At 66.4% G+C, this 26,569-nt stretch carries 28 protein-coding genes and 1 pseudogene; 8 read left to right on the top strand and 21 right to left on the bottom strand.

The annotated features are described in order from the left end of the window. The first annotated feature begins 92 nt into the window (after positions 1 to 92). The 3 genes and pseudogenes from G6N32_RS29215 to G6N32_RS26810 form a co-directional block, all read left to right on the top strand. Positions 93 to 884, top strand: coding sequence for an ApeA N-terminal domain 1-containing protein (locus G6N32_RS29215; RefSeq protein WP_147291973.1), 792 nt, complete (start codon positions 93 to 95; stop codon positions 882 to 884). A gap of 89 nt (positions 885 to 973) precedes the next feature. Continuing rightward, positions 974 to 1,540 carry a HEPN domain-containing protein gene (locus tag G6N32_RS29220; RefSeq protein ID WP_147291972.1) on the top strand — a complete coding sequence of 189 codons (567 nt, stop codon included), beginning with the start codon at positions 974 to 976 and terminating at the stop codon, positions 1,538 to 1,540. A 25-nt stretch (positions 1,541 to 1,565) separates the two neighbouring features. Further along, positions 1,566 to 2,075: pseudogene (locus G6N32_RS26810) on the top strand (molybdopterin dinucleotide binding domain-containing protein); the annotation flags it as partial. Here the strand turns inward: G6N32_RS26810 and G6N32_RS26815 are convergent. From G6N32_RS26815 to G6N32_RS26835, 5 genes are read right to left on the bottom strand one after another with little or no spacing between them, the layout of a single operon-like run. After that, positions 2,072 to 2,686 carry a pyridoxamine 5'-phosphate oxidase family protein gene (locus G6N32_RS26815; RefSeq protein ID WP_115318135.1) on the bottom strand — a complete coding sequence of 205 codons (615 nt, stop codon included), beginning with the start codon at positions 2,684 to 2,686 and terminating at the stop codon, positions 2,072 to 2,074. The pseudogene G6N32_RS26810 and the gene G6N32_RS26815 sit on opposite strands and share 4 nt — an antisense overlap. Before the next feature lie 26 nt (positions 2,687 to 2,712). Continuing rightward, entirely contained in the window at positions 2,713 to 3,210 is a 498-nt protein-coding gene (locus G6N32_RS26820) for a TIGR04338 family metallohydrolase (protein ID WP_115318134.1), read from the bottom strand. Then, the gene (locus G6N32_RS26825; RefSeq protein ID WP_115318133.1) at positions 3,207 to 3,956 is read right to left on the bottom strand and encodes a DUF2786 domain-containing protein; all 750 of its coding nucleotides are present in this window, start codon (positions 3,954 to 3,956) and stop codon (positions 3,207 to 3,209) included. Before G6N32_RS26825 ends, G6N32_RS26820 begins: the two co-directional genes overlap by 4 nt. Positions 3,957 to 4,005: 49 nt before the next feature. Beyond that, entirely contained in the window at positions 4,006 to 5,043 is a 1,038-nt protein-coding gene (locus G6N32_RS26830) for an alpha/beta hydrolase (RefSeq protein ID WP_115318132.1), read from the bottom strand. Further along, the gene (locus tag G6N32_RS26835) at positions 5,040 to 5,879 is read right to left on the bottom strand and encodes an alpha/beta hydrolase (RefSeq protein ID WP_115318131.1); all 840 of its coding nucleotides are present in this window, start codon (positions 5,877 to 5,879) and stop codon (positions 5,040 to 5,042) included. Before G6N32_RS26835 ends, G6N32_RS26830 begins: the two co-directional genes overlap by 4 nt. 72 nt (positions 5,880 to 5,951) lie before the next feature. Between G6N32_RS26835 and G6N32_RS26840 the strand changes: the two genes are divergently transcribed. Next, positions 5,952 to 6,959, top strand: coding sequence for a sigma-70 family RNA polymerase sigma factor (locus G6N32_RS26840; RefSeq protein WP_172507228.1), 1,008 nt, complete (start codon positions 5,952 to 5,954; stop codon positions 6,957 to 6,959). Here G6N32_RS26840 and G6N32_RS26845 read toward each other — a convergent pair. Together G6N32_RS26845 and G6N32_RS26850 are read right to left on the bottom strand one after the other, a co-directional pair. Then, positions 6,956 to 7,909, bottom strand: a complete 954-nt coding sequence (locus tag G6N32_RS26845) for an L-lactate dehydrogenase (protein WP_115318991.1) — start codon at positions 7,907 to 7,909, stop codon at positions 6,956 to 6,958. The genes G6N32_RS26840 and G6N32_RS26845 overlap by 4 nt on opposite strands. A gap of 37 nt (positions 7,910 to 7,946) precedes the next feature. Further along, a complete protein-coding gene (locus G6N32_RS26850; RefSeq protein WP_115318130.1) occupies positions 7,947 to 8,909 on the bottom strand; it encodes a ferritin-like domain-containing protein in 963 nt (320 codons plus the stop codon). A gap of 492 nt (positions 8,910 to 9,401) precedes the next feature. Between G6N32_RS26850 and G6N32_RS26855 the strand changes: the two genes are divergently transcribed. Beyond that, the gene (locus G6N32_RS26855; RefSeq protein ID WP_115318989.1) at positions 9,402 to 9,800 is read left to right on the top strand and encodes a heme-binding protein; all 399 of its coding nucleotides are present in this window, start codon (positions 9,402 to 9,404) and stop codon (positions 9,798 to 9,800) included. A 112-nt stretch (positions 9,801 to 9,912) separates the two neighbouring features. On the opposite strand, the gene G6N32_RS26860 is transcribed toward G6N32_RS26855, so the two are convergent. Continuing rightward, on the bottom strand, positions 9,913 to 10,362 hold the full coding sequence (locus G6N32_RS26860) for a MarR family winged helix-turn-helix transcriptional regulator (protein ID WP_115318988.1): 450 nt from the start codon (positions 10,360 to 10,362) through the stop codon (positions 9,913 to 9,915). A 92-nt stretch (positions 10,363 to 10,454) separates the two neighbouring features. On the opposite strand from G6N32_RS26860, the gene G6N32_RS26865 reads away from it, so the two are divergent. Together G6N32_RS26865 and G6N32_RS26870 are read left to right on the top strand one after the other, a co-directional pair. After that, positions 10,455 to 11,210, top strand: coding sequence for a pirin family protein (locus G6N32_RS26865; RefSeq protein ID WP_115318129.1), 756 nt, complete (start codon positions 10,455 to 10,457; stop codon positions 11,208 to 11,210). Then, positions 11,191 to 12,471: a PQQ-dependent sugar dehydrogenase gene (locus tag G6N32_RS26870; RefSeq protein ID WP_115318128.1), complete on the top strand. Its 1,281-nt coding sequence runs from the start codon at positions 11,191 to 11,193 to the stop codon at positions 12,469 to 12,471. The genes G6N32_RS26865 and G6N32_RS26870 overlap by 20 nt, the downstream gene beginning before the upstream one ends. On the opposite strand, the gene G6N32_RS26875 is transcribed toward G6N32_RS26870, so the two are convergent. Next, complete coding sequence (locus G6N32_RS26875; protein ID WP_102807873.1) at positions 12,468 to 12,746, bottom strand: GlsB/YeaQ/YmgE family stress response membrane protein; 279 nt, start codon at positions 12,744 to 12,746, stop codon at positions 12,468 to 12,470. The two genes, G6N32_RS26870 and G6N32_RS26875, sit on opposite strands and share 4 nt — an antisense overlap. A gap of 233 nt (positions 12,747 to 12,979) precedes the next feature. Here G6N32_RS26875 and G6N32_RS26880 point away from each other — a divergent pair, with 233 nt between their 5' ends. Next, entirely contained in the window at positions 12,980 to 14,059 is a 1,080-nt protein-coding gene (locus tag G6N32_RS26880) for a phosphodiester glycosidase family protein (protein WP_115318127.1), read from the top strand. A gap of 12 nt (positions 14,060 to 14,071) precedes the next feature. Here G6N32_RS26880 and G6N32_RS26885 read toward each other — a convergent pair whose 3' ends face one another. From G6N32_RS26885 to G6N32_RS26940, 12 genes are read right to left on the bottom strand one after another with little or no spacing between them, the layout of a single operon-like run. After that, positions 14,072 to 14,896: an SDR family oxidoreductase gene (locus G6N32_RS26885; RefSeq protein WP_115318126.1), complete on the bottom strand. Its 825-nt coding sequence runs from the start codon at positions 14,894 to 14,896 to the stop codon at positions 14,072 to 14,074. A gap of 10 nt (positions 14,897 to 14,906) precedes the next feature. Then, on the bottom strand, positions 14,907 to 15,611 hold the full coding sequence (locus tag G6N32_RS26890; protein WP_115318125.1) for a YoaK family protein: 705 nt from the start codon (positions 15,609 to 15,611) through the stop codon (positions 14,907 to 14,909). 21 nt (positions 15,612 to 15,632) lie between these two features. Further along, complete coding sequence (locus G6N32_RS26895) at positions 15,633 to 16,295, bottom strand: Mce protein (RefSeq protein WP_115318124.1); 663 nt, start codon at positions 16,293 to 16,295, stop codon at positions 15,633 to 15,635. Beyond that, positions 16,262 to 16,819: an Rv1363c family protein gene (locus tag G6N32_RS26900; RefSeq protein ID WP_115318987.1), complete on the bottom strand. Its 558-nt coding sequence runs from the start codon at positions 16,817 to 16,819 to the stop codon at positions 16,262 to 16,264. The genes G6N32_RS26895 and G6N32_RS26900 overlap by 34 nt, the downstream gene beginning before the upstream one ends. Further along, entirely contained in the window at positions 16,816 to 17,811 is a 996-nt protein-coding gene (locus G6N32_RS26905; protein WP_232077364.1) for an RDD family protein, read from the bottom strand. The genes G6N32_RS26900 and G6N32_RS26905 overlap by 4 nt, the downstream gene beginning before the upstream one ends. Next, a complete protein-coding gene (locus G6N32_RS26910; RefSeq protein WP_115318123.1) occupies positions 17,808 to 18,443 on the bottom strand; it encodes an Rv1363c family protein in 636 nt (211 codons plus the stop codon). The genes G6N32_RS26905 and G6N32_RS26910 overlap by 4 nt, the downstream gene beginning before the upstream one ends. Beyond that, on the bottom strand, positions 18,413 to 19,978 hold the full coding sequence (locus G6N32_RS26915) for an MCE family protein (RefSeq protein ID WP_115318122.1): 1,566 nt from the start codon (positions 19,976 to 19,978) through the stop codon (positions 18,413 to 18,415). The genes G6N32_RS26910 and G6N32_RS26915 overlap by 31 nt, the downstream gene beginning before the upstream one ends. A gap of 15 nt (positions 19,979 to 19,993) precedes the next feature. Continuing rightward, positions 19,994 to 21,139: a virulence factor Mce family protein gene (locus G6N32_RS26920; protein ID WP_232077842.1), complete on the bottom strand. Its 1,146-nt coding sequence runs from the start codon at positions 21,137 to 21,139 to the stop codon at positions 19,994 to 19,996. 5 nt (positions 21,140 to 21,144) lie between these two features. Beyond that, on the bottom strand, positions 21,145 to 22,773 hold the full coding sequence (locus tag G6N32_RS26925; RefSeq protein ID WP_115318120.1) for a virulence factor Mce family protein: 1,629 nt from the start codon (positions 22,771 to 22,773) through the stop codon (positions 21,145 to 21,147). Further along, the gene (locus G6N32_RS26930) at positions 22,774 to 24,321 is read right to left on the bottom strand and encodes an MCE family protein (protein ID WP_115318119.1); all 1,548 of its coding nucleotides are present in this window, start codon (positions 24,319 to 24,321) and stop codon (positions 22,774 to 22,776) included. Next, the gene (locus G6N32_RS26935; protein WP_115318118.1) at positions 24,318 to 25,358 is read right to left on the bottom strand and encodes a virulence factor Mce family protein; all 1,041 of its coding nucleotides are present in this window, start codon (positions 25,356 to 25,358) and stop codon (positions 24,318 to 24,320) included. Before G6N32_RS26935 ends, G6N32_RS26930 begins: the two co-directional genes overlap by 4 nt. Continuing rightward, the gene (locus G6N32_RS26940; RefSeq protein ID WP_115318117.1) at positions 25,355 to 26,566 is read right to left on the bottom strand and encodes an MCE family protein; all 1,212 of its coding nucleotides are present in this window, start codon (positions 26,564 to 26,566) and stop codon (positions 25,355 to 25,357) included. The genes G6N32_RS26935 and G6N32_RS26940 overlap by 4 nt, the downstream gene beginning before the upstream one ends. Between the last annotated feature and the right edge of the window lie 3 nt (positions 26,567 to 26,569).

Below are 26,569 nucleotides of genomic sequence, written 5' to 3' on the forward strand. Positions count from 1 at the left end.
TCGCGGCCGCGAGAAGGCATAGATCGGGCCCTGCTGCGTTCGCCGCGCCCTGAAACACCGTCGGCAAGCACCGAGCGTGTCATGCTTGGCCGGTGGCATTTGGCGAATATGCAGGACAATGGTGGGTCGCTGGCAATACCGAAGATAAACAGCCCGGGACCCTGGAACTGGAGCTCGGAAAATGGCCGCGACTAACTCTTATCGGCGGGTTCGATCTCCGAGCGCTACGTCAGTTAGGCGGCAGCGAAAGAAGAATTGCGGTCACCGATGAGGAGCGAAGACTACCGGTATTGCACGGCGTTTCGCAAGGCAAGAAGATAACGATTCTGGACTGCAGGAGCATTCATGCCAACTATCCGATGGACCTCGGCGCACCACCGCAATTCCAGATATTAGAGGCTAGTCAAGCATTCATAGGGCTCTACATTGACCAACCTGACGCCGCAGTATTCGACACCTGCCGACTGCGGGTAGAAAACCAGCACAATCTCATGCAGGCAGGTGATATATCAATCATTACTCGAGAGCAATCGGCCAGTGAGTACTCAGTTCTCCTAGATGCGGTCGGGACCAGTGAATTAACAATCGACGATTTCACAATATCAATGAAACCCTGGGCCGATATAAAGTCGGACTCCACACTTCGCTCTCGATACGCACGATCCGAAGTTGGAGTAGAAATTGAAATTTCGTCGGCCATACCGAGGACCTACGAGGCTTTTGGAAAGTTGCGAAACGACTTAATCGATCTCACCGCCCTTGCCAGTGATAGGCGCTGTGGAATCATCAGCGAACACGTTCAGCTCGCGGAAAAAGAGCGGTTCAGCATCCCCACAGAGGGGCCGACGGGAAGATCAGCCGAAAGGAGATCGAACGCCCCGTAACTGCAGAAGTGCATACCGTTCGTACAGTTTTGCTAGATAGCTCTGAGACGCCAGCCCATTCAGATGATCTCTTTTTTTCCGTCGGCGACATGCCATTCGACGAGATGTTTAGTCGCTGGCTTCCGTTAAGACGTAAAATCGACGTCGCTGGAAATATGATTTTTGGTCTTCTCAACAGAGAACCAGCTTTCGTTCAGACCCAACTACTGACAATTGCCGTTGCGGCGGAGGCATTGAGTCGCGGCCTACGGCCTGGTGCTCTACCCATGACCCCTCGCGACTTCGAGCGGTTACTTGCTGAAGCACTGAAAACGCTCGATCCGGGTGACCGCGAGCGGTTTGAGGGTCTTGTCCGAAACGAGCCAACGTATCGAGATCGTTTGCTAGATCTCGCGTCTATTCCCTCGCAAGTGGCCGTCGATCTCGTGCTTCCTGACCGCGAGGGATGGGCAAACAGTCTGAGAAACGTCCGCAACGGCCTCGCGCACGGCCTCGCTCGCGACATCGGCGAACTAGAAGAACTGCATCAGCTTTTTCTACGCACCAAGTACTTACTATATTTGGTGATCATGGCGGAGATGGGCCTCTCCGGGAGCGTGCAGGAGCGCTGCATCCGCAATAATGCTCCACTGATGCATTTGAACAATGCTGGTTGAAAAGCTGCGGTCCCCTTGTCTGCCCGACAGCACGACTGTTCGCCCGTGGATTCCCGAGGCCCTCCGGACCCCATCGGGCACAATCGAATTGGATCCCGAACCGATCCTCGCCGATGTCCCACGGCTGCACGCGGCGTTGACATCGGAGTCAGGTTTCCTGCTGATCGGCCGGCGACACCTGCGGTCCAACAACAGCTGGATGCACAATCTGCCCGCCCTGTCCGGCGGCACCAATCGCTGCACGCTACAGATCCATCCCAACGACGCCGCCCGGCTCGGCCTCGATGAGATGGCGATCGTCACCGGTCCGGGCGGGAAACTCGAAGTGCCGGTGGAGATCACCGACGCGATCCGTCCCGGCGTGGTGTCCCTGCCGCACGGCTGGGGACACACCGAGCCGGGCACCCGGATGCGGGTGGCCGCACAGCACCCGGGCGTCAACGTCAACAACCTCAACGACGGCACGCTGCTGGATCCGTTGTCCGGCACCGCGGTATTGAACGCGCTGCCGGTGGAGGTCGCGCCGGCCGGCTAGTACAACACCTTGCGAATGTTGTCCTCGCAGTAGCGTTCCTCGAGCTCTGCCTCGGACCAGTCGTGCCGCAACGCCTTGGCCATCTGGGCGACGCTGGGCAACGCGGTCGGATTCCAGGTTTCCGGCTTCCAGGTGTCCGAGCGCAGGAATGCCTTGGAGCAGTGGAAGAACACCTCGTCGATGTCGACCTCCAACGCCAGCAGCGGCCGCTTGCCCTTGACCGCCATGGCGTCGAAGTAGTCGGCGTCGGCCAGGATGCGGCCCCGGCCGTTGATTCGCAGCGTGTCGCCGCGACCGGGGATCACGAACAGGGTTCCGACTCCGGGCCGCTGCAGCACGTTGAGATATCCGTCGACGCGCTTGTTGCCCGGCCGATCAGGGATGGCGATGGTGCGGTCGTCGATCACGTGGACGAATCCCGCCGGGTCCCCCTTTGGCGAAATGTCAACGTGGCCTTGCGCATCGGTGGTCGCCACAAAGGCCAGCGGGGAATGCGCCAACCAGTCCTGTTGTACCGGCGACAGCCGATCCTTGACCTTGTTCGCCACGTAGGGGTCAGGTTCGCCCACGATCTCCCGAAGCTCGGCGACGGTGGTCACTTCACGGTGCATTGCTCGAGTATCCTCCCCCGAGCCGGTCAGCGGACACCTTCCTTGGCGTAGACGACGCGCAGCACATGGCCCACCTCCGGGCCCATCACCAGTGCGGCCAGCTCGCAGAATGTCGCGACGAAGGCCGGACCGTGGGCGGCGCCCTGCGGGGTCAGGTGGTGGGCGATCTCGTGCAGCAACACCAGCTCCCGCATGGCCCAGTCGGCGGCCGAGCGGTCGGGGACGGCGATAACGCCTGTGCCATCGACGTTTTCGTAGTGCGCCGCGGTCGCCGCGCGGCGGGGACGCACACTGAGCGGTCCCGGGTCGGGCCAGCGTGCGGTCACGGCAGGCAGCGCGAGTACCTCGTCGACGTAACGCTGCACCGACGGTATCGAGGCGAATCGTCCTTCCGGCGGCAGGGTGAGCTGGGTGCCGAAGAAGTCGATGGTGCGTGAACTGTGCTGGGCGGCACGATCGAAGAGGGTCCGGACGAACTCTTCGGCCGCGTAGACGCGGGAGCGCTGGCTGTCGCGCGCCGTCACCGCGGCAGCCGGGTCCGCGCCCCCGGCAACTCGGGGCTGGAACCCAGCCGGGCCTGCTTGCCGGCGCGGTCACCGGCGCGCCTGGCCGCCGAGGAGTACCCCGCCGAGGCTCGGCTGGCCCGCCAGGTTCCGCGCGCCTTGGAGGTCTGGCGGTAGTGCTCGCGCAGTTCGAGTTCCTTGTTGCGCAGTGCCACAGCGGTTCCCGGCGCGGTCGTGCGATCGCGGGTGGCCTCCTGGCGCGCCTCGTCCCGCGCGTGCGACAGGCGCTGGGCCACGCGGGCGCCGAATGCCAACTGGAAATTGAGCCGCGCGGTGATCGTCGGCGTCGGCTTGTGCGCGCCGGTGGCCAGGTAGGCGTCGCAGCTGCGCACCATCTGCACCACGAGGCTGGCGTACAAGGCGTGGCTGGCGTCGATGTCCTCGGCGAACCCGTAGGCATAGACGAACGCCGAGTTCGAAGCGACATCGCACTGCACATCGTTGGCCGCGGCGATGCCGGCGAACAGCTGCACGTAGGTCCGCAGGCCGCGCGCGCCCGGCTCGCCGATGGTGATCGTGCGCTGCGTCGGCGCCTGCGCCGCACTGCGGGTGGCGGAATGTGACCGTGCCACGGCCAGATCGATCGAGGTGGCGGTGGCCAGCCGCTGCGCGGCGGCCATGAACGCCTCCGCCTCGTGCGAGTTGTCGGTGCCCTCGGCCTGGCGCAGGAGCGCGGCGATGCGTGCCAGCATCTTGTCGTCGGTCACGCTAGGCAACCTAGCCGAGCCCGGCGACATCGGTGCGCCGGCAGATGGGTCAACTGTTGATGAACGCGTTCAGTGCCGCGGTCAGCTGCGGTGACAGCGGACCCGGCTTCGAGTAGTTGCCGACGTTGTCGCTTGGGTCATCGCGCAGCACATGGTTGACACCCTTGAGCGCGACCAGTGACAACGACGTGTGCTCCAGTGCGTCGGCGAGCGGAGTGATGTCCGCGCAGTTGGCCTGACCGTCTGAGTCCGAACAGGTGAGCAGCACCGGGGTGGCGGCGGGGATCGCCGCGGCCAGCTTCAGCGGGTCGATGGCGTCGGACTCGACGACCGCTTTGACGTTGCCCGGGTTCAGGATCGCGCTCAGACCGTCGGGCAGCTGCGCGGGTGCGGTGCCGGTCTTGCGCGCCTGCTCGACGGCGGCGGTCCATGCGGCGATCGTCTGGTCGGCCTGCTGCTGGTTCTTCTGGCCCGCCTTGACCGACGCCGCGACATCGGCCCTGACCCGGTTGGTGATCAGGTCGAGGTAGCGGCCCGCCAGCGGCTGCAGCAGACCCACCGCGTGGATCTTGGGGGCGCCGGCCGAGGTGTCGTCGGCCAGCGTCATCGCGTGCACGGTTCCTTCGCCGAGGCCGTACACCGAGATGTGGTTCTTGTCGGTGGCGGCCTCGTTCGCCAGGAACCGCACCGCGGCCTTCGCCCCGGTGGTGTAGACGGCGCTGCCGACGTCGGCCGGGTGGTCGGCATACGGTCCCAGGCCGGTCTTTCCGGTGCCGACCTTGTCGTAGCGCAACGATGCCACGCCGTGGTCGGACAGGTATTCGGCGAGCTGGCGCATGTTGCCGATCGGCCCGGCGACGTTGTTGTCGCCGTTGCGGTCGGTGCGTCCGCTCTCCGAGATCAGCAGCGCCGCGGGTCCTTGCCTGTCGCCATGCTGGTGGCGGTAGGTGCCGTGGACGGTCAGCCCGGCGGCGTCGAAGGTCACCTCGTCCTCGACCCAGGCGTTGGCCGGCTGACTGTTCGACGAGCACCCGGCGAGCAGCAACACGGCCACTGCCGCCAGGGCGACGCGACGGCTCACGCTCACAGCCTGGCTTCGATCCAGGCGGTCACGTCGTCGAGCACCAGGTCGCGCTCGGGCTCGTTGAACACCTCGTGAAACAGCTCCGGATACACCTTGCGGTTCACGTCGGGCGAGCCGACGCACTCGACGAGCCGCTCACTGCCCGATGCGGGAACCAGACTGTCGGCGCCGCCGTGGACGACCAGCAGCGGCGCGGTGAGCCCGCGTGCCCGCTGCGGCATGGTCTCCCCGACCTTCAGCAGCGCCTTGGCGATGCCGGCCGGGACCTTGCCGTGCCACACCAGCGGGTCGGCGTTGTAGGCGGCCACCACCGCGGGGTCGCGGGAGACGGCGTTGGCGTCGAGTTCCTCGACCGGCAGGTTCGGCAGCAGCGAGCCCACGGCCTTGCCGAAAAAGGCCTTGACCGGCGGTACGCCGACGTTGGCGGCGACGGCGGGGCCGGATAGCACCATCAGGTTGTAGTCACTCGGGTGGTCCACCCCGTAGGTGAAGACGATGCCGCCGCCCATGCTGTGCCCCAGCACGATGCGCGGGAGGTCGGGGTGTTCGGCGGCGGCGATCTTGACCAGGGTGTCGAAGTCGCCGGTGTATTCGTCGATGCTGCGCACCATCACCCGCTTGCCGCCCGAGCGGCCGTGGCCGCGGTGATCCAGGGCGTAGGTGATCAGTCCGGCCTGGCCGAAACGCTCGGCGACGTGGTGGTAGCGGCCGGCGTGTTCGCCGAGTCCGTGCGAGAGGACGACCACGCCGCGCGGTTGGGTGTCCGGTGTCCACACGTCGTAGACGATGCGGACGCCGCCGACCCCGTCGAACGTCCGCTCGGTACGTGTTGTGACCATCAGGGGAGCCTAACGGGGTGCTCTCGCGCACGCCGGTTCCGGCTGTCGGTGCTCGTGCGTAAGCTCGGCACGGTGAGCGTGCTCGCCCATAATCTTGACGACGGGCTGGACCCCGGCCGCGGCGATTTCCTGGCTCAGGCCGAGCCGTACCGGCGTGAACTGCTGGCTCACTGCTACCGGATGACCGGCTCCTTGCACGACGCGGAGGACCTGGTGCAGGAGACCTTCCTGCGCGCGTGGAAGTCCTATGACCGCTTCGAAGGCAAGTCCTCGGTCCGCACCTGGTTGCACCGCATCGCCACCAACACCTCGTTGACGGCGCTGGAGGGCAGGCAGCGGCGGCCGTTGCCGACCGGGTTGGGCGCGCCGAGTTCGAATCCGACCGACGATCTCGTCGAGCGTGCCGAGGTGCCCTGGCTGGAGCCACTGCCCGATTCGCTGTACGACGACCCGGCCGACCCGTCGGTGATCGTCGGGTCCCGGGAATCGGTCCGGCTGGCGTTCGTGGCCGCGCTGCAACACCTGTCCCCCCGTCAGCGCGCCGTTCTGGTGCTGCGGGACGTTCTGCAGTGGCGCGCCGCCGAGGTCGCCGACGCGATCGACACCTCGGTGGCTGCCGTCAACAGCCTGCTGCAGCGGGCGCGGGCCCAGCTCGAGGCCGTCGGGCCCAGCCAGGATGACGAACTGTCACCGCCGGAGTCCGATGAGGCCCGCGAAAAGCTGGCCCACTACATCTCGGCCTTCGAGGATTACGACATCGATCGGCTGGTGAAAATGTTCACCGCCGAGGCGATTTGGGAGATGCCGCCGTTCGACGGCTGGTATCAGGGCGGCCCGGTCATCGGGGCGCTCATCCACCAGAACTGCCCCGCGGAGAAGGCCGGCGACATGCGGCTGTTGCCGCTGACCGCCAACGGCCAGCCCGCCGCGGCGATGTACATGCGTCTCCCGGAGACCGGCGGCCGGCACGTGCCTTTTCAGCTGCACGTCCTGGACATGCGCGCCGACGGCGTCTCGCACGTGGTGGCGTTCCTGGACACCAGCCTGTTCGCGAAATTCGGCCTGCCGGAAGTGCTTTAGAGGCCCAGGGAGTGCTGGGCTTCTCGCAACGTGGTCGCCGACGCCTGCAGCCCGAGGAGTTCGGGAACCGCGAGCGGAACCTGCAACACCTCCCCGGCACCGGCAGCCGACACGACGGTCGGCAATGACAGTGCCACATCGGTGATCTCGTAGGCGCCGTGCTGGACGGTGGAGATCGGCAGCACTCGATGCTGGTCACCGAGCACCGCTTCGATGATGCGCGCGGTGGACAGGCCGATCGCCAGATTGGTCGCGCCCTTACCCTCGATGATCTCGTACGCGGCGTTGACCACGGCTGCCGAGATGGCCGTCTGAGTCGCCTCGTCGAAGACCACCTCGCCGTCAGCGCGGTACTGCGCGGCGGGCACACCGCCAATTGAGACGCTCGACCACAGCGAGATCTCGGAGTCGCCGTGTTCGCCCACGATGAACCCGTGCACGTTGCCGACCGCGAGCTGCGCACGCTGAGCGATCAGGTACCGAAACCGGCTGCTGTCCAACAGCGTTCCCGATCCGAAGATACGTCCGGTCGGCGCATCGACCGCCCGTGCGGCGGCGTAGGTGACGACGTCGACGGGGTTGGTGACGAATACGACCACCGCATTGGGGGACAACTCCAGTAGCTGCGGTGTGAGCTCTTGTGCCATAGCCACATTCGTGGCGGCAAGCTCCAGCCGGCTCTGCCCCGGATGTTGTTTGGCGCCGGCGGTCACCACGACGACCGCCGACCCGGCGGTGACGTCTATCTGGTCGGAACCTGTCACGGTGCAGTGCGGCACGAACTGGCTGCCGTGATTGAGGTCGAGTACTTCGGCCCGGACCTTCTTCGGATTGGTGTCGTAGAGCGCCAAAACGCCTGCCGATCCGCGGATCAGGCAGGCGTAGGCGATCGCGGTGCCGACACTCCCGGCTCCGATGATGGCGACTTTGCGGTTCCGGTGTACGAACACCTCACCATCATCGGGCACAGCGCGCGGCCCTGGGCGGTCAGTCGATACCGACGATCTCGGCAGCGATGGCGGCCACCCGGGTCTGGGCAGCCGAGACCAGCCGCTGACGATTCTTGTTGGCCTCTTCGTAGGCGATGATCGCCCGGATATCGGCAGGATCCTCGAGTTCCTTCACCGCAGCGACGGCCTCGCTGAGGTTGAGCTCGTCATAGCCGGCGATCGGCAGTTCCTCCGGCGACAGGATGCCGGTAGAGCTGCGCAGCGAATGGATCGCGTCCGCGGCGCCGTCGGCGCCCTCGCGACGGGCCACCTTCTCGGCAGTCTCCAACGCAGCATCACGGGCACCAGCCGCGGCCTTGACCGCGACCTCACCTGCGTGGGCGCTGCGGTTGACCAGCTGGTCCACTGCCGGCCGCGTGTGGCGCAGTGCCTCCAGCGCGCGGTCGATGCCGCGAACCGAGGAGATCATCGGCCAGTTGGCCACCCGAACGGTCAGGCCGGTCAGGATCTGCAACGGCGTGCGCCGCAGTGCTGCCGGGCCGCCGAGCGCGTCTTCGGCCAGCACGGTGGTCAGCCAGTCGACGGTCGCGGAGTGGGCCGTGATCAGGCGATTGGCCAGGCTTTCGATGTCGGGGTTGCGAGCCGCAACGGCGAGCGCCTTGAGGTAGCGGGCGCGATCGAGCAGTTGGCCCTCGAGCGCCAGATCACCCAGCAGTGCTTCGTCGAACGGCTGCGCCTGCTCGGTCAGCGCCTTGACGGCCGCGGCGGCACGCCCGAAGAACGGCCCGATCACGTCCGGGAATCCGCCGAGGTCGCGGATCGCGTTCTCGATGGCTTCGGCGCGCTCGCGGCCGTTGGCCGCATTCTGGGTGAGTTCGGTGCGCACGGCGTCGGTGCGAGCCTGGGTCACCCTGGTCTCGGCGATCTGAACTTCTGTGTTGGTCAGATCGAGAATGGCCCGCAGCTGGGCGAGCAGAGTAGTGGTATCGGGTTGGGTCATCGTGTCTCTCCCCTAGTGCGTTGACGGATTGTGCCGGCGCGGGGTTTTGCACCTCGTAATGGCCTCTACCCGATCGCCCCGGTCGGTATACGCGTTCGGAGCGGACTCGCGGGTTTCTGCAAGCCATCTCACACTCTTCAGACACGCTGGCCACACCGGCACCACCGGCCACCCGGTATTTCCAAAACCGTCAATTCCCTAGGGAATTCATCAGCCGGCAGCCGGGGGTTTGCCCGCATCACAGTTCGATAACACTGGTGATCACGATCAATTAAGAGACTGGCGCGGCCATTAAGACTTCTCAGCGCGTGCCCAGTCCCGGTGCGACCAAGCGCGTGTGATTGAGAGGCATGTCACCGGGTTGGGCTGTAACACTTCGCAATTCGGCTATCGTCGCTCGCTGCGTACGGGTTTGCCGCAAAACCTCATGGGTACTTTGGGTTTCAGGACGGGGAACCAATCACCGACCACGCGTCGGAGAGAGAAGTGATCATGAAGTTCAGCGGGATCGCGTCAAGTAAGAGGACTGCGGCCGTGGGTACCGGTTTGCTCATGGGGGGCATGGCGGTGGCCGCGATGGCTGCGCCGGTGGCCTCGGCAGCACCGGATTGCAGTAGTGCCGGCGTCGCCAGCACCGTCAGCTCGGTGACCGGTTCGGCACACCAGTACCTGGCCGGACACCCCGGCGCCAATCAGGTTCTGACAGCTGCATACACCCAGCCGCGCCCGCAGGCCGAGGCCAATGTGCGCGGGTACTTCACCGCCAACCCCGGTGAGTACTACGACCTGCGCGGCATCCTCGCCCCGATCGGCGACACCCAGCGGACGTGCAACGTCACGGTGCTGCCACCGGATCTGGAGTCGGCATACACCATGTTCATGGCCGGCTGATCCAGTACGGCGGCCACGCCGTCGATCGCGGCCTGGTCGATATCGAGACAGAACTCAGGGCGGGAATTCTGCGAAAAACTCGCTCTGAGTTCTGAATCGACGCAACCAACGACTATGCGCTGTCGAGCCGGTCCAGCGCAGTGGTGATCACGGCGTCGAAGGCTCGTAGTTGCGTCGGTGTCATGCCGTCGAAGAGCACCCACCGAACCAGCGCCACATGGTCAGGTGCGGCCGCGCGAAGCGCGTCGGTCCCCGCGGCGGTGATCTCGACAGTGGCCCCACGTCGGTCCTGCTCGGTGTCATGACGCTCGACCAGACCCTTGGCTCGCATCCGGCCGAGGTGATGCGAAAGCCTGCTCTGCTCCCAGCCCAGCGCCTCGGCCAGTTCGAGTACCCGGGCCGGGCCCTGCTCGGACAGTGTCACCAGCACCTCGTAATCGGCGAGCGACAGCCCGCACCGCGCCTGTAGCTGACGGTTCATCTCGGCCTGCAGGCGGCCGTTCAACGCCAGGTAATTACGCCAGATCCGCTGTTGGTCACCGGTCAACCAGCGCTGGGCCATACCGATCACCCTACCGGAATACATGACACGTCATCTATGTTGTCGCAGGCAAGCCCGCCACCTAGGCTGGCAACGACCCAAGGGGTGATGACATGGCCGCAACCGTCGACATCCGACGTGCCGCCGACCGCGCTGCGACGAAGATCAACTGGCTGGACTCGAAGCACTCGTTCTCCTTCGGCCACCACTACGACTCCGGGAACACCCACCACGGCCTGCTGCTGGTGAACAACGACGACATCGTCAAGCCCGGCACCGGGTTTGACACTCACCCGCACCGCGACATGGAGATCGTCACGTGGGTGCTGCAAGGATCCCTCGTCCACCAGGACTCCACCGGACACTCCGGCGTGATCTATCCGGGGTTGGCGCAGCGGATGTCGGCGGGCCGCGGCATCCTGCACTCGGAGAAGAACGACTCCTGGACGCTGACCGGCGACGAAACCCACAGTGAACCAGTGCATTTCGTGCAGATGTGGGTGGTTCCCGACGAAGCCGGGATCGATCCGGGCTATCAGCAACTGGAGATCGATGACGAGTTGCTGCGCGGCGGGCTGGTGACGATCGCCTCCGGGATGCCGGAGCACAGAGACCAGACCGCGATCGCGATCCGCAACCGGTACGCAGCGCTGCATGGCGCCCGGTTGCAGCCCGGCGAGGCCGTCGAGTTGCCCGAGGCGCCTTACCTGCACCTGTTCGTTCCGCGCGGTGAGGTGACACTCGAGGGCGCAGGCGAATTGCGCGAGGGCGACGCCGTTCGCTTCACCGCCGCCGGCGGTCAGCGGGTCACCGCGACCGCGCCGTCCGAGATCCTTGTGTGGGAGATGCATGCCGGGCTGGCGGGCTAAAGCCGCCTGCGCGGCGGCCGCGGCGCTGACGGCGGCGTGTGGACACTCCGCGCCGCCGGCTCCCCCGGCCTCGGCTCCCACCGGGCTGACGCCGGTCGTCGTCACCGTGCCGGCCGGCCTCGACACCGCGCCGTTCGACACGCCGCGCCAGGCCCTCGTCCCGCCGGGCTGGACCATGTCGGTGTGGGCCCGGGTGCCACGGGCCAGATTGGCGGCATGGGCACCGGACGGGGCACTGCTGGTGTCAGTGCCCGCGGCGGGCCAGGTAGTACGACTGGCGTCCGGCCAGTCTCAACCACGGAGCACAGTCTTGCTCGAGGGGCTGGACCAGCCGCACGGCCTCGCCTTCGATCGCGGCACGCTGTATGTGGCCGAAAGCGACCAGGTGGACGCCTTCGACTATCGCGGCGACCGGGCCGACGGCACCCGGGTGGTCGCCGACGGATTGCCCGACGCGCGCAGTGCGGATCTCGGTGGCGCGTACGCCCATGCGCTCAAGAGCGTGGCCGTCGGTCGCGACGGGTCGGTGTACTTCTCGATCGGCTCAACCGGCAACATCACCGCCGACGACCGGACGGCCGAACCGCCGCGGGCCACGATCATGCGGGTCCCGCCCGAGGGTGGGTCACCGGAACCTTTCGCCACCGGCGTGCGCAACGGGACCGGTCTTGCTGCCGCACCAGACGGCTCGCTGTGGACCGCGGTCAACAATCGCGACCAGGTTCCCGACCCACGAACCGGCCCGGAATACGGCGCGGTGACCGACTACGTCAACGACCACCCGCCGGAGTCGGTGGCACGGTTGACCCCGGGACGCGAACTCGGCTGGCCCTATTGCAATCCGGATATCGATAACGGGCCGGCTTTCGTGCGGGACGTCCAGACCAATGCCGACGGCAGCAAGCTCGACTGCGCGGCGCTACCGCCTGTGGAGCAGACCCTCGGCGCGCACTCAGCGCCGCTGGGCCTGAGTTTCACCGTCGGCACGCTGCCCGCGCCATACGACTCCGGCGCCCTGGTCGGGGTGCACGGTTCGTGGAACCGTACCCCTCCCAGAGCGCCGGAGGTGTCGTTCTTCGCTTGGCGCGACGGAACTTTGGGCCCGCAGCAGACCCTGGTCGGAGGATTCCAAGACCAGGACGGGTCGCGCTGGGGTCGTCCCGTGGCGGCGGTCGCCGGCCCGGACGGCGCGGTGTACATCACCGACGACTACGCCGGTGCGGTGTATCGCCTCACGCCGCCGGGCCGCTTGACCTCTTAGTGGTGAACTCGGCTGCCGCGCCCGGTGACCGCGACGTAGATCGCGATCAACACCGCGGCGACCACGATGCCGACCAGGAAGGGGATGATCGCGAATCCGCCGTTGGAGTTCGCGTAGCCGACCTGATAGGTGATCCACGAACCCAGGAAGGAACCCACCGCACCGAGCAGGATCGTCATGATGATGCCGATGTTCTGCTTGCCGGGCATAACCAGTCGCGCCAGCGCGCCGACGATCAGGCCGACGACGATGGCTCCGATAATCGTTCCGATCATTGCTGCTCCTCATGTTTCGGCGGGCCCAGGCGGGCGCCGCGTGGATCAGTGGTTCCCCACTCGAGGCACGGATAACCGCTCCGCCGGAAAATTGCGTCGCGGAAAGGCATTGCCGCAGGTCGTGACGACGCCGGTGCCGAACCGTCGCGCGACTGTTACCTAAGTTGACTGTGTGGTTGCTGAGAATGAGGGTGTACGTGCCGTAGGGATCCCACCGTCATGAAAGGGCAACTGTGCCAACCATCGCCGCGAAGCTGCGCCGCCTGGTCGCGGGCAGCATGGCCGCGGTGAGCGCTCTGACCCTGGCAGCCACCACCGGCACTCCCGTGGCGTCGGCCGACGCCCGCGCGCAACTGGCCCAGGCGATTGCCACCACGCGCGGTAGCTATCTGGTCTACAACTTCGGCAGTGGCTTTCCCGCGCCGATGCTCAACGCCGGCGGCAATTGGTACGAGCTCACCAACGGTGGCCACCTGATGATCATCAAGGCTGCCTCCAGTCGGCTGACGCCACGGCTGCTCGTCGACAGCCACTCCGGCTATCAGGCGCGCTGTGAGCGCACTCCCGGCACCCGAACGCGGGAGGGTCTGGTCCAGGCCTCGGAGACCTACACCCCGCTGCAGGCCTGGCAGGCGCTCGGCCAGCCCACCATCGCCATCAATGCCAACTTCTTCGATGTCCGTGGGCAGCAGGCCGGTTCGTGGAAGTCGACGGGCTGCAGTTCTCCGCTGGGCGCCTACGTCGACAACACCCAGGGGCAGGGGCGGGCCAATGCCGCGGTGACCGGAACCATCGCCTACGCGGGCAAGCAGGCGCTGTCCGGGGGCGACGAAGTGTGGACCGCACTGACCACGATGATCCTTCCCGTCGCCGGGGCGCCGTTTGTCGTGACACCCAAATCACCCGACGACTACGACGCCGCCACCCCGGTGATCCAGGGCCTGCTGGACAAGGGCACCCGGTTCGTCGCGGTCAGCGGGCTGGGACTGTTGGCCCCGGGTGACACCGGGCAGATGAACGACGGCGGGCCAAGCGCGGCGCGCACCGCGCTGGCCTACGCCCGCGACAAGGACGAGATGTACGTGTTCCAGGGCGGCAGCTACACGCCGGACCAGATTCAGGATCTGTTCCGCGGTTTGGGCAGCGACACCGCGATCCTGCTCGACGGCGGCGGCTCGTCGGCGATCGTGCTCCGCCGCGACACCGGCGGGATGTGGGCGGGTGCCGGTGTGCCGAAGGGCTCATGCGACACCATGGCTGTGCTGTGCGATTCGCGTGAGCGCGCCCTGCCCGCCTGGCTTGCCTTCAACTGATCAGGGTTTACGTCAGGGCTGGCCGAGCACCCGGCGCAGCACCGCGTCGCGTGGGCCGGTCGGCAGCTTGGTCATCAGGGTCATCTGCAGCGCGGCGGGCAGGCCCACGGGATAACGCGCGCGAGGCTTGCGGGCGGTCAGCGCCTGGAGCACCACCTTGGCCACCTTCTCCGGATCCACTGCCATGCGCTGCGACGCCGGGATCGACTTGCGCATCCCCGCAACATGTTTGGAGTACAGCACGCGATGCTGTGGCGACAGGGCGGCCTCCATTTCGACGACACTGCGATCGGCATCGCGCCACAGGTCGGTGTCGGTCTGGGCCGGCTGGACCACGCTGACCGCGATCCCCCACGGCCGCAACTCGATTCGCAAGGCGTCGGCGGCCGCCTCGAGGGCGAACTTCGACGCGCTATAGGCACCCATCATCGGTGCCGAAAGTTGGCCGTTCACACTGGAAATGAACACAATCCGGCCGCGCGACTGGCGCAGCAGCGGAAGCACCGCCTGCGTGACGGCGAGCTGACCGACGACGTTGACCTCCAGTTGCCGACGGATCTCGGCTGGGGTCAGTCCTTCCAGCGGCCCGCTGACCGCGATGCCGGCGTTGTTGACCACCGCGTCGAGCCGGGCGGGTAGCGCGTCGGCAAGCGCGGCGACCTGGGCGTCGTCGGTGATGTCGAGGGTGACCGCCCGGACGCGGGGCAGCTTTGACAGAGCTTCGGCATCGGCGTCGCTGCGCACCCCGCCGATGACGTCCCAGCCCGCGGCGACCAGGTGATCCACGATCGACTTGCCGATTCCCCGGGCGGCGCCGGTGACCAGAACAGTGGGCATGGGCGCGACTCTAGTGATTCGCATCCGGTGCCGTCACGGGTTGTGGCCCGTAACGGAAGACGGCGAGACCTGCCGCCACCACGACCGCGGCCAGTGCGATCACCGGCGCGACCATGAACCGCGACATCGTCGCGCCGACGGTAGCGCCCGCGCACATCGTCACAACGACGGTGTAGCGCAACTTTTCCCGTTGCCCGGTGCCCCCGGCGAGCCGGCTGTCGAAGCCGATGCCCACCAGTGTCGTGGTCAGCACCGTGGTAGAGAGTTCCTGGATGCCGAATTGTCGGGCCACGGCATTCTGCCCACCGAAAGCCAACGCCAGCCCGGCGATCAGGATCAGTTTGCCGTCGTCGTGGTAGTCGACGACACCGCTGCCGGCGACCGCGGCCAGCACCGCCAGCAGCACCACCTCGGTGCCCAGCGCGGCGGTCAGCCACACCCGCACCGCCACCTCATGGTCGAGGTGACGCGCGAAGCGCCCGCCGAGCACCGTGCCGGCGAGGAAGCTGACGAAAGCGACGACCGCGGCGGTCAGATCGACCCCGGAATGCGGCACGAACCAGAAGCCCAGGAAGATCACGTTGCCGGTCATGTTGGCCACGAACACGTGGCCGAGCACCAGCACACTGATCGCGTCGACGAGTCCGGTGGCGAACGTCAGCAGCAGCAGCGCGACGACGGTGGATCGTTGCGAGACGGGCGAGGCGACGGCCATGCGCCCAGTATCGCCAAGGACCTACAGCTTGGGCGTCAGGTCCAGTGAGGTCACCGTCGTCATCTTGGTGACCAGCCAGTGCGAGCCGTCGCGGGTGAGTTGCACGCGGTACGACAGATACTTCGTCGCGGGAATGTCCTTGGTCAGCGGGCTCTTCGACGTCGTGTTGGTGTAGACGATCGCGGTGGCTTCCGAACCGGTCAGCGATTCGACGGCCGCGCCGACCACCTCGGTGCTGTTGGTGACCTTGGCCTGCTTATTGGTCGGCACGATAGCGTCGACGTACTTGCGGTACTGATCCTCGAAATCACCGGACAGGTACTTCGCCGATCGGTCCGGCAGCTTGTCCATGTCGTCGGGGGTGTAGGTCCACAGTGTCGTGATCGCATCGGCGGCCGTCCGGGCGATCGCGAGCTTGGTGTCGACGGCGGCCTTGTCCGCCAGGTACGGCTGGACGGCGGCACCGGCGAAGGCGCCCCCCGCGACGAACACGACTGCCGAGGCTCCCACTGCGAGCGCAGTCTTGTTGCGGCTCAGCCAATTCGGCCGCTTCGGTGACTCCGCGGCCGTCGGCTCGGCGGTCTCGGTCTCGGTCTCGGTCTCGGCTTCGGTCGCCTGGTCCTCGGGCGTGGCCTCGGGTGCGGCGTCGGTCAGATCACCTGCAGCAGGTTGCTGATCTTCCACGGACCTCCTGCACCTCCTTCTTGGGTCGCGGTGACCACCCAGCGGCTACCGCTTTCGATGGTCTTGCCGTCGGGCATGCGGGTTTTCGTCGTTGCGGCCACCACCACGTCGGCGCTGCCGTCGCGGTTCCAGCGCTCGATACCGAGGTCCTGAACGGTTCCGGTCGTGGGTTCGGCCCGGGCCACCTGGATGACGACCTCATTCATCTTGTCCTGGTACAGCTTTGCGAACTGTCCGGTGCCCTGCGCCAGCACCTTGTCGGCGTAGTCGTTGGCGTGGAACGGGTCGATCGAGGTGTAGTGCGTAACGAATCCGCGAACGAAGCTGAGCACGGCCACATCTCGGACCGCGTCGTGTCGCTGGGTTTCGCGTTTCACCAGCAGCAGCGTGCTTACGGTGACCGCGGCGATGATCAGCACCGCAGCCAGCCCAGCGACCAGGGGCAGAACCCAGCGCCGCGGTTGCGGATCAGGCAACCGGAACAGATCCCGGTGATCGGCCTCGAGCTTGCGGCGCGGGCTCACTTCCGCTCCCCCGCCGGGTTCGGCTTGGCCAGCACCGACAGGTTCGCGACCTGCCACTGGCCGGCCGCCGACCTCTCGAAGTTCACCCGCACGGTGGCGGTGATCAGCCGTTGCTTGGGCGCCTCACCGCGCTGGCCCTGCATGAGCAGCAGCATCACGGCCTTGTCGCGGGTGTTGGTCAGCACGGCGCTGTTGGTCACCCAGTAGTCGTTGTCGACGGGTCCGGCCTTGCGTACGGCGTCCTGCTGTGCGACCAGCTGCGGCCGGTACGCGTCGGTGGCCAGCCCGCGGGCCCGCGCGAAGTCGTTGTCTATCGACGCCACGTCGTAGCTCAGCATCTGCGCGACGATCCGGGGGCCGCCCACCGCCAGCTGCTGGCGAGCCTGTTCGACCGCGAGCTCGGGTCGGTACACAGCGAAGTAGGCCAGCGTGGTGGCGCAGGCGGCCACCACGGCGAGCAGCGCCAAGACCACACCGGCCAGCCGTCGCCGGTTGGGGCGCTCGCCCTCGACGCGGCGGACTTCGGTGCGGGTGAGCAGGTCGGCAAAGGTGCGACCGCGCGAGTCGAACAGCGGCCACAGCCAGCCGAGGAAGACCGCGGCGGTGTCGAGCAGATGGGCCAGATCGCGGACCAGCAGCCGCCACGGCCCAACCGGCGTGCCGTCCCTGCCGACCACGACGATGCCCGCCAGCGAGCGGCCCAGCGTCCACCCGGTGATCGCCGGTAGGAGCAGCCGGTTGACCGCGACCGCCAAGAACACCACACCGGCCAGGGCGACCGCGACCCACCACAACCATCCGCGCAGCGGCGCAGTCCACGCCACCAACAGGCAGGTGATCACGACGCCGATACCGAAGAACACGTCGACGGCGAACGCGCCGGCCCGCGCCGACCAGCCGGCCGGCACTCCGGCGGAAGCGTCGTGAGCGGCCTCAGGTGCGTCGACGTCGGCCTCGGCGCCGGTGTCCGCGTCGGGGACCGTCACCGTCACTTGCTCACCTGGTCGAGGTTGGCGATCTTGTACGTGCCTCCCTCAGGCGCCATTTTGACCCGCAGCCGGTACCCCTGCTCCTGGTCCTGGGTCGCGGAGTTGGACACCTTGACCCGGACCGCGACCAGCACATCCATCGAGCCGTCGTCGTTGTGCCGTTCCACGGCCGCGCGCATGTTGGAGACCTGCACCTGAACCTTGGCGGCCTGGTAGGCATCCACCAGCAGCCCGCTGTACAGGCTGGCTTGCGCCGCGAAGTCACCGGTCGAGCATTCGATGATCTTCTGCTGGCTGGCGGCCATCGCGGTCGCATCCGGTGCCTGGGTGGCGGTGACGCAGTCCTTGGCGGCGGCCAGCGCGACCGATTCGGCCCGCGCTGCCGCAGCGCTCTTCTGGTGCGACCGCAGTGCGAAGAACCCGCCGGTGGCGACGAGCAGGCCGGCGATCACCAGAGCGACACACACCACGGCCAGGCGGCGTCCGCTCAGCCGCGAGCCGCGCGGGGGGGTGCCGTCGCTCGGTTCGGTCTCGTCGACCGGTGGGGTCGGATTCGCCGTCTCCTGCGCCGCACTGTGGTCGGCATCGTCGGTTGGCGGTGGGGTCAGCCGGCCGGAGCCAGCATCTCCTTCCATCCGTCGTCTCCTGTACTGCTCGAGTTCTTGACGTCGTACTTCACGCCATCGGGACCGGTCAACTCCCCATTCTGCGGGGTGTAGACGGCCGTATTACCCGGTGCCGGACTACCTGCTGCCGGGGTATACGTGCAGGGGTTCGGTTGTTGACCGTTGCACTGAACGGTGCCGGTCCCGGGTGGAGTGAGCGGGTCACTCGTCGGCGGTGTCGGGCCCGGCAGCAGATCGGCCGGCAACGGGTTCATCCCGTTGTTGATCGACGGTGCCGGTATCACGGTACCGGGGTTCACTGGCTGATCACATCGAGCACCGGGCGCGGGGCAGTTCAACACCTGGTTGGGGTCGCCGTACCAGGGGTTGTTGCCCAGCGGGGTGTAAGGCTCGGTGCTGCGGCACTCCATCGGCGTCGCGGCGCGCTTACCGGGCACGTCGGCGCACGGGAAGTTACGGGCGCCGCGGACCACGTTCGCCGGGGTGTCCTTCGGGATCTTGCAGTAGAGGTTGTTCTCCACCGGCATCGGCCGCAGGTCCGCCGGAGCACGCCACTGGCTGGCCGGCAGGAAGCCGGTCAGACACGGCGGCGGCTGGTTGATCGTCAAACCGAAGTCCAGCGCGGCCTGCCGCGGGTACGGCGCCGACACCGACTGGGCCACCGACGCGCCCTGCGGAAGGAGCACCAGCGACTGCTCGACGCCCTTGTGATAGCGCTTGAGCATGTCGAGGACGATCTCCAGGTTGGCCAGCGTCTGCGGCAGCGCTTCCTGCACATCGCTGAACACCGCGTTGACCGCATCCGCGGTCGGCGCAGCCTGACTCAGGCCATTACGCAGCGCCTGATCCTGCTGGGCGGTCTGCGTGGTGATCGTGTCGAGGTTGGCCGCCCACCGCTGGATCGCGTCCGAGGAGTTGACCTGGCTGTCGACGACGGGTGCCGAGTTCTGGATGATGTCGTTGACGTCCTGGATGTTCGTCTTGAAGTCAGTGACGATCGCCTGCGTGCCGTCGACAAGACGTTGCAACGCCGGCCCCAAACCGCCTACCGCCTGGGCGGTTTCGTTCAGCAGCATCGGGATCTTGTCGGCCGGTAGCGCCGCGAGCCCCTTGTTGGCGGCGTCCAGCGCCGGGCCGATCTCCTCCGGCACCGTCGACTTGGTGATCGTCTGCCCGGGCGAGAAGTACTGGCCCGGATTTCCGTCCGACACCAGGTCGAGGTACTGCTCGCCGACCGCCGACACCGAATGCACGTTGGCAGTGGCGTCGGCCGGGATCTTGTACTTGTCGCTGATGCTCATCGTCGCCCGGACACCGGTCTCGGTGGGTTCCACGTCGGTGACGCGGCCGATCGTGATGCCCCGGTAGGTGACGTTGGCGGTCGTGTACAAGCCACCCGAGGACGGCAGATTGGCCTTCAGCTCGTACTGGCCGATGCCCGCCAGTGTGGGCAGGCGCAGGAAGTACCAGCCCAACACCAGCAGAGCGATCACGGTCAGCACGCCGAACATGACGAGCTGCGTCTTGATGAAACGGGTCAACATCTAGCCGTCACCCCTTCACTCGCCGCGCTCGACATACGGTCCCCCGTCGGTCATGTTCGGGTGAGGCGTGAACCGAACATCCGGGATCATCGTCTGCGGATCGCGACCCCATGCCTGCTCGAGCGCACGCAGCATTCCAGACACACCGGTACCGGTGAGGAACGCGTTGTCGATCGAGCTCAGCGTCAGGTCGAAGGTGGCCGACGTGTTGATGTAGTCACCCCGGATCACCTTCGGGATGTTGTCGATCGGGTACGGCGCCGTGATGACCAGCTTCAGCGAGTCGATCAGGTAGGGCGCCGCCCGGCCGAGCTGCTTCAACGGCCGCTGCAGCAGCGCCAGGTTGGTGTCGAAGTTGGACCGCGCCTCCGAGAAGGTGTCGGCGGTGACCTTGCTGAACCGGCCGAGCGCCTCGACGGCACCGGTGAACCGGTCCCTGGCGTCGGCGAAATACTTGATCAGCGGCGGGAATTCGGTCAGCACCCGGTCGAGGGTGTTGTTCCGCGCGGCCACGATCGAGACCAGTTCGTTGGTCTTGTCGATCGCCCGGGTCAGGTCGTCCCGCTGCTGATTGAGCTGGTCGGTGAAGGTGTCCAGCTTGGTCAGGAAGTCACGGATCTGTTCGCCGTTGCCGTCCAGGATGTTGGCGACCTCGGTCTGGATGACATCCAAGTTCGAGATGCCACCGCCACGCAGCACCGTGGCGATGCTGGCCAGGGTGCGTTCGGTGGTCGGGAACGACTGTGAGTTCTTCAGCGGAATCGTCGCACCGTCCTTCAACGGCTCGGGCGACGGGTTCGGCGGCGGATCGAGCTCGACGTGCTGGGTGCCCAGCAAGCTGGTCTGGCCGATGCGGGCAATGGCGTTGGCGGGCAACTTGACTCCGGGTTGCAACCCGAGTGTCAGTGTCGGGATCCAGTTCTTCAGCTCGATGGCGCGCACCGTACCGACGAAGACGTCCGCGACCCGGACCCGGCTGTTGACGTTGAGCGCCAACGTGTCCGGCATCTGGACGTACACCGTCATGGCTTTCTCACCGGTGCCGGGACCACCCGGGATCGGGACGTTGGCGATACCGCGCCAGCCGCACGACGTCAGGATCAGGGCCGTCAGCACCAGCACGAAGCCACGCCAGCCGTACCGACGGGTGGTGCTCAGAATCGTGCTCACTGTCCGCCTCCCATCTCAGCGGGTAGCGGCGGACCAGCGGGTGCGGCCGGAGCCGGGCCGGCCGGGGGCGGCGCCCCACCGTTGATCTGCTGCGAGACCGGCAACGGTCCGGGGATCACGTCCGGACCCGGCGGTGGCGGCGGGATCGCGCCCGGGTACCACGGTGGCGGCAGCGGGTTGTTCTGGTCATAGGAGTTCGACGGCGCGCCACCCCGCGGACCACCCGGCGGGTAGTTCACCGGGTCCGGCCCACCCATCAAGGCGGCCAGTGAGTCCGGGGTCAGCATGTTGGCGGTGAACGCCTGCACGTCGACACCCTGCATACCCGGCGCCACGATCCAGCCCTGCTCGTGGTTGCCGTGCGAGAACAACGTGTCGCGCGACCAGATGCCCGGCACCGTCGTGTCCTTGTATCCCGGCGGCGGCCGCAGCCGTTCCTCCGAGTAGGCGATGTACTTCGGCAGCGTCTCGGCGGTCGAGAACTGGTTCACGCCGAACGGCGGGAAGTTGAACTTGATCGCATCCATGATCGGCGCCAGGTATTGCGCGCACATCTCCGCCGAATCCTGGTAACCCAACCGGCTGCCGGATTGGATTGCGCTACAGATGAACTGCATCGGGTTGGCGAAGCTCGCGATCGTCGGAATGGCCACCAGCGCACCATGTGTCGGGTGGTAGATGTTCTGCAGGTTGGCGGCCAAGTTCGGGTAGACGTGCAGCACCGTCTCCAGGCCGTTGCGTGACTCCGGCTGCAGCACCTGGGTGGTGACGTCGGAGAGGTTCTGGATGTCCTTGGTCAGCACCGAACCGTTGTCGTTGACGAACTTGCGCGCGGTGGTCAGCAAGGTGTCGATGTCCTTGACCGCCTTGGCCACTTCCTGATCTGAGTTGGAGAACGAGTTCGTGAACGTGGCCAGGTCGGTGTTGAGCGCCACCAGCTGCTGATCGCTCTTGTGCAGCGCGTTGACGAACAGCGCCAGGCTCTTGAGGACGGCGAAGAAGTCGCCGCGGCCCTCGTTGAGCGCGCTGACCGCGTCGGACAGCGCCTTGAACGTGGTGTTGATCTGCTGGCCCTTGCCCTCGAGCCCATTGGCGAAGGACTCCAGGACGTCACCGAACGGGCCCTTGGGTTGTTCGGGCGTCGGGCCGAGCTTGGTGACGAGGTCAGAGATCTGGTTGCGCAGGTCGTCCCATTCCACCGGCACCTGCGTGCGGTCGATCGGGATGACGGCGTTGTCCGCCATCACCGGGCCACCGGTGTAGGCGGGCGCCAGCTGGATCACGCGGGAGGCGACCAGGCTCGGGTTCAGAATTGTGGCGGTCGCGTTGGCGGGCACCTTGTACTTGTTGTCGTAGTGGAAGGTGACCTTCATCTTGTCGCCGGCGGGCTCGATCTTGTCGATGCCGCCGACCCGCACGCCCATGATCTGCACCCGGTCGCCGGGATAGAGGGCCAACGCTTCGGGGAAGTAGGCCACCACGGTGTTGGTGGTCAGCTTCTCGTAGAGCTTGTAGCCGACCACCGCCACGACCAGCGCGATGATCACCACGAGGGTGCCGACAATGACCGACGTCCGAGACATCTTGGGCAGGCCCAGATTACGAATGTTGAAGACTGTCGACATTTACGCTCCCCCTCCCTGGTCGACGGGCGCCAAGTCGCCGACCGGCGGCACCTGCGGTCCCGGTCCCGGCGGCGGGATCGGCCCGATCAAGGCGTTGGGCGGCGGGGCGTATCCGGGGATGTCGGTGGCCGGTCCCGGTGTCGGGGAAACCGGCACCGTGCGTGCCCCCGGCGGCCCGGGTGCCAGCGGCGGGGCGGGCACCCCCTGGATGGCCGGCGAAAGTTCACCCGGGAACGCGGCGCTCGGAACACCAGGCGCGTAGCCCGCGTCGGGGTTGGGCGCCGAGATGGGCACGTCGGCGCTCGGGTAGCCCGGCCCCCCGAACGGTCCCTGGGTCAGCCCGGCACACGGCAGCGGGTTGGCGTTCGTCGGGATGCCGTCCGGCGGCGGGGTGTACGAGCACGGCGAGCCGGGTCCGACCGCGGGACCGGGATGGTCCGGCGTGCCCTCCAGCGGAATCGGGGCCGGCGGCGGCGCGCCGTTGGGCTGGCGCTGACCGTTGGGATCCGGGAAGCGGAAGGCCGGCAGGCCCGCGTTACGCCAGAACTCCTCGGGATCGATACCGCGCTTCTTGAAGGCGGCGTCCACCCACGGCTGCAGGATCTGGTACGGCAGCAGGTTGACCACGAGCACCTTGAAGTACGGGCCGGAACCGATCGCCTCGGCCAGTGCGCCCATGAACTTCGAGGCGGTGATCAAGACGTCGGACAGATCCGTCTTGTGCTTGACCAGCACATCGCTGATCGTCTTCAGCTGTTCCAGAACGTGATTCAGGTTCGGGTTGTCGTTGACGAAGCCGGTGAACTGCTCGGAGATCAGCGACACATTGGACAGCAGCGCATCGACCTCGGCGCGGCGCTCGTTGACCGCGGCCAGCAGCGTCTGGGCGTTGACCGCCAGGCGGTTGATCTGCTCGCTGCGGTTGCCAAGCACCGCTGCCACCTTGTTGGCGTTGGCCAGCAGCTGCTTGAACTGCTCGTCGCGCTTGCCGATGGTGTCGGAGAACCGGGCCACCCCGTCGAGCGCCGCACTCAGGTGCGGGTAGGTCTGATCGATGGTCTCCGACAACACATTCAGCGATTGCTTGACCGTGTCGATGTCCCATCCCTGCGCGGCCTTGGTCACGTCGAACACAGCGTCGTAGATCTGGTAGGGCGTGGTGGTCTGGCCTAGCGGCAGCACCCCGCTGGCCTGCAACAGCTTGCTGCCGCGGGGCTCGATCTCCAATACGCGCTTGCCCAGGATCGTCTCGGTGCGGATGGCCAGCCGGCTCTCGGTGCCAATCTGCCTGGCGCCCAAGTCGAATCCGATCAGCACCTTGTCGCCGTCAATCTTCAGCGACTTCACGGTGCCGACATCCATACCGGCGATGCGCACCTTGTCGCCCGGGTTCAGCCCGGCGCTGTCGGTGAACTGGCCGTAGTAGGCCGGCTGGGCGAACAGCTGCGGGATGCCGGAAAAGCTCTGCCCCACCCCGATTACCAGGATGACGATCAGCATGCCCGCCAGGCCATTCCTGATGCGGTTGGAACCCTCTAGCGTCCTCATTGCGGCGTGCACCTACCCGTGGGCTGCTGAGTGATCTTCACGGTGCGGACCGGGCCACCCGGCTGCAGGCCGTTGAGCTTGAGGTTGATGTCGCACAGATAGAAGTTGAAGAAGTCGCCGTAGATACCGCCGGCGCGACCGATCATCTTCACGGCTGCCGGGAGCTTGGTCAGCAGGTCGTCCAACCGATCCTGACCGTCGGCCAACGGCTGCTGAATGGTTTCCAGCTTGGCGATGGTGTTCTGCAACTGCGGACGGTCGTCGGCCAGCAGATCCCCCAATGTTCCTGTCGCATTGCTGATATCGGCAACCGACTGGGCCAGCGGGTCGGCGCGGTTCTTGAGCCCGGTGATCAGCACCTCGAAGTTGTTGACCGTCTGGTCGAATTCCTTCTCGTGCTTGACCGTGGTGTCCAGGACGGTATTCAGGTTCGTGATCACCTCACCGATGGCCTGGTCTCGATCGGCCAGCGTGGAGGTCAGCTGAGCGGTCTGGTCCAGGATGTCGTTGATGGTGCCGCCCTGACCCTGGAAAACGGTGACCAGCGAGGAGGCGATGGCGTTGACCTTCTGCGGATCCAACGCCTTGAACAGCGGCTTGAATCCGCCGATGAGTGCGTCGAGATCGAGCGCCGGCTGGGTGCGCGACATCGGAATGAAGCCGCCTGCAGGAAGGATTCGGTCGGCGCCCTCGCCGGTGCCGCGGTCGAGATTGACGTAGCGGTTGCCGATCAGGTCCTGGTAGCGGATCTGGGCGGTGGTCGACTGGTACAGCGGCAACGAGCGGTCGACGTTGAGCGTGACCTGTACCCGGTCGCCGTTGCCGATGAGCTTGATGTCGGAGACCTTGCCGACCTCGACGCCGCCGGCGCGGACGAACTGACCGTCCCGCAAACCGCTCGCGTTACTGAATTCGGCTGTGTAGGAGGTCGTTCGGTCGAAGCGGAACTGCCCGAAGACGACGATGATGATCGCCGTGAAGAGCAGCAGCACGAACGAGAATGCCGCGAGTTTGACTGCTGTGCCGGTGATTCTCATGGGTTGATCGTGTTCTCCCCGACTTGGCGACCCCACACGTACTCGGTGAGGATGGGCTGGCCGAGTTCGAAGTGGTTGTACGGCGCGAGGGAGGCACCGTCGTCGACCACCAGATGCGGCGCAGGCCAGAAGTTCCTATCGATCTTCTGCCAGCAACCCGGCGCACCGCCGGGACCGCCGTGCCCGTTGATCCTGGGCAGGTTGTCCGGATAGACGTAGGGGTTGGGGGCACCGAGGAACTCGGTGACGGTGTCCAGCGAATAGCCGTTGCCGCCGAAGGCATCCAACGCCTGCGGTAAGGCCTCGGCCTCACCCTTGATCTGGCAATACAGCTGCGGGCTGTAGGTGTCGAGCAGCTGGGCGGTCGGGACGAGGTCGGCCTGGCCGCGGACGAAGTACGGGCCGCCGCGCTCGAAGATGTCGGCGCCGGTGTTGCCGAACCCGGTGGAGGCCAGCAGCGCGGCGTCGAGATCCCTCTGCTGGGCGTTGAGCGTGCTGGCGGTGGTGACCGCGTGGTCCAGGGAGTCCCAGAACTGCGGGCTGGCCTTGATGTAGACGTCGGCCAGGTTCGACAGCTGCCTGATGTTGGTGCGGATCTGCGGCATCTGCGGGTTGACGTCGTCGAGCACCGCGTTGCCGTTGACGATCGACTGGCCGAACTTGGTGCCCAGACCGTTGAGCGCCTCGGCGGCCGCGCTGAGGGTCAAATTCAGCTTGACCGGATCGACCTTCTCCGAGATCGAGGTGAGCGTCTCGAACAACGTGTTGAACTCCGTCGTCACGTGGGACACGTCGATCACGTCGTTGCTCGAGATCCGGGTCTTCACCGGATCCTTCGGGCTGGTGAATGCCACGTACTTGTTGCCGAAGACGGTGCTGGCCTTGATTTGCGCGTCGACGTTGGCCGGGATCAGCGAGATGTAGTGCGGGACAACCTCGAGTGTCAGCTCGGCCACGGAGTTGCCATCGCGATTCGCCGAGGCGACCTTGGTGACGCGGCCGATCTCGACGCCGTTGTAGGTGACCTTGGAGCCCACGTCCATCACCAGACCGGCGCGGTCGGACACCATCGTCAGCGTGGTCTTGCGGGTCAGGTCGCCCCGGAATTGGAGGTACACCAACGTGGCCAGCACGAGGGCCAGCAGCAAGAACACCACGCCCGCGAGCTTGAGCGGCGGGCGCCGGGATGAGTTGAGCGGCGTCGTCATCGG

It is taken from the genome of Mycolicibacterium aichiense (assembly GCF_010726245.1).
Classification (GTDB): domain Bacteria; phylum Actinomycetota; class Actinomycetes; order Mycobacteriales; family Mycobacteriaceae; genus Mycobacterium; species Mycobacterium aichiense.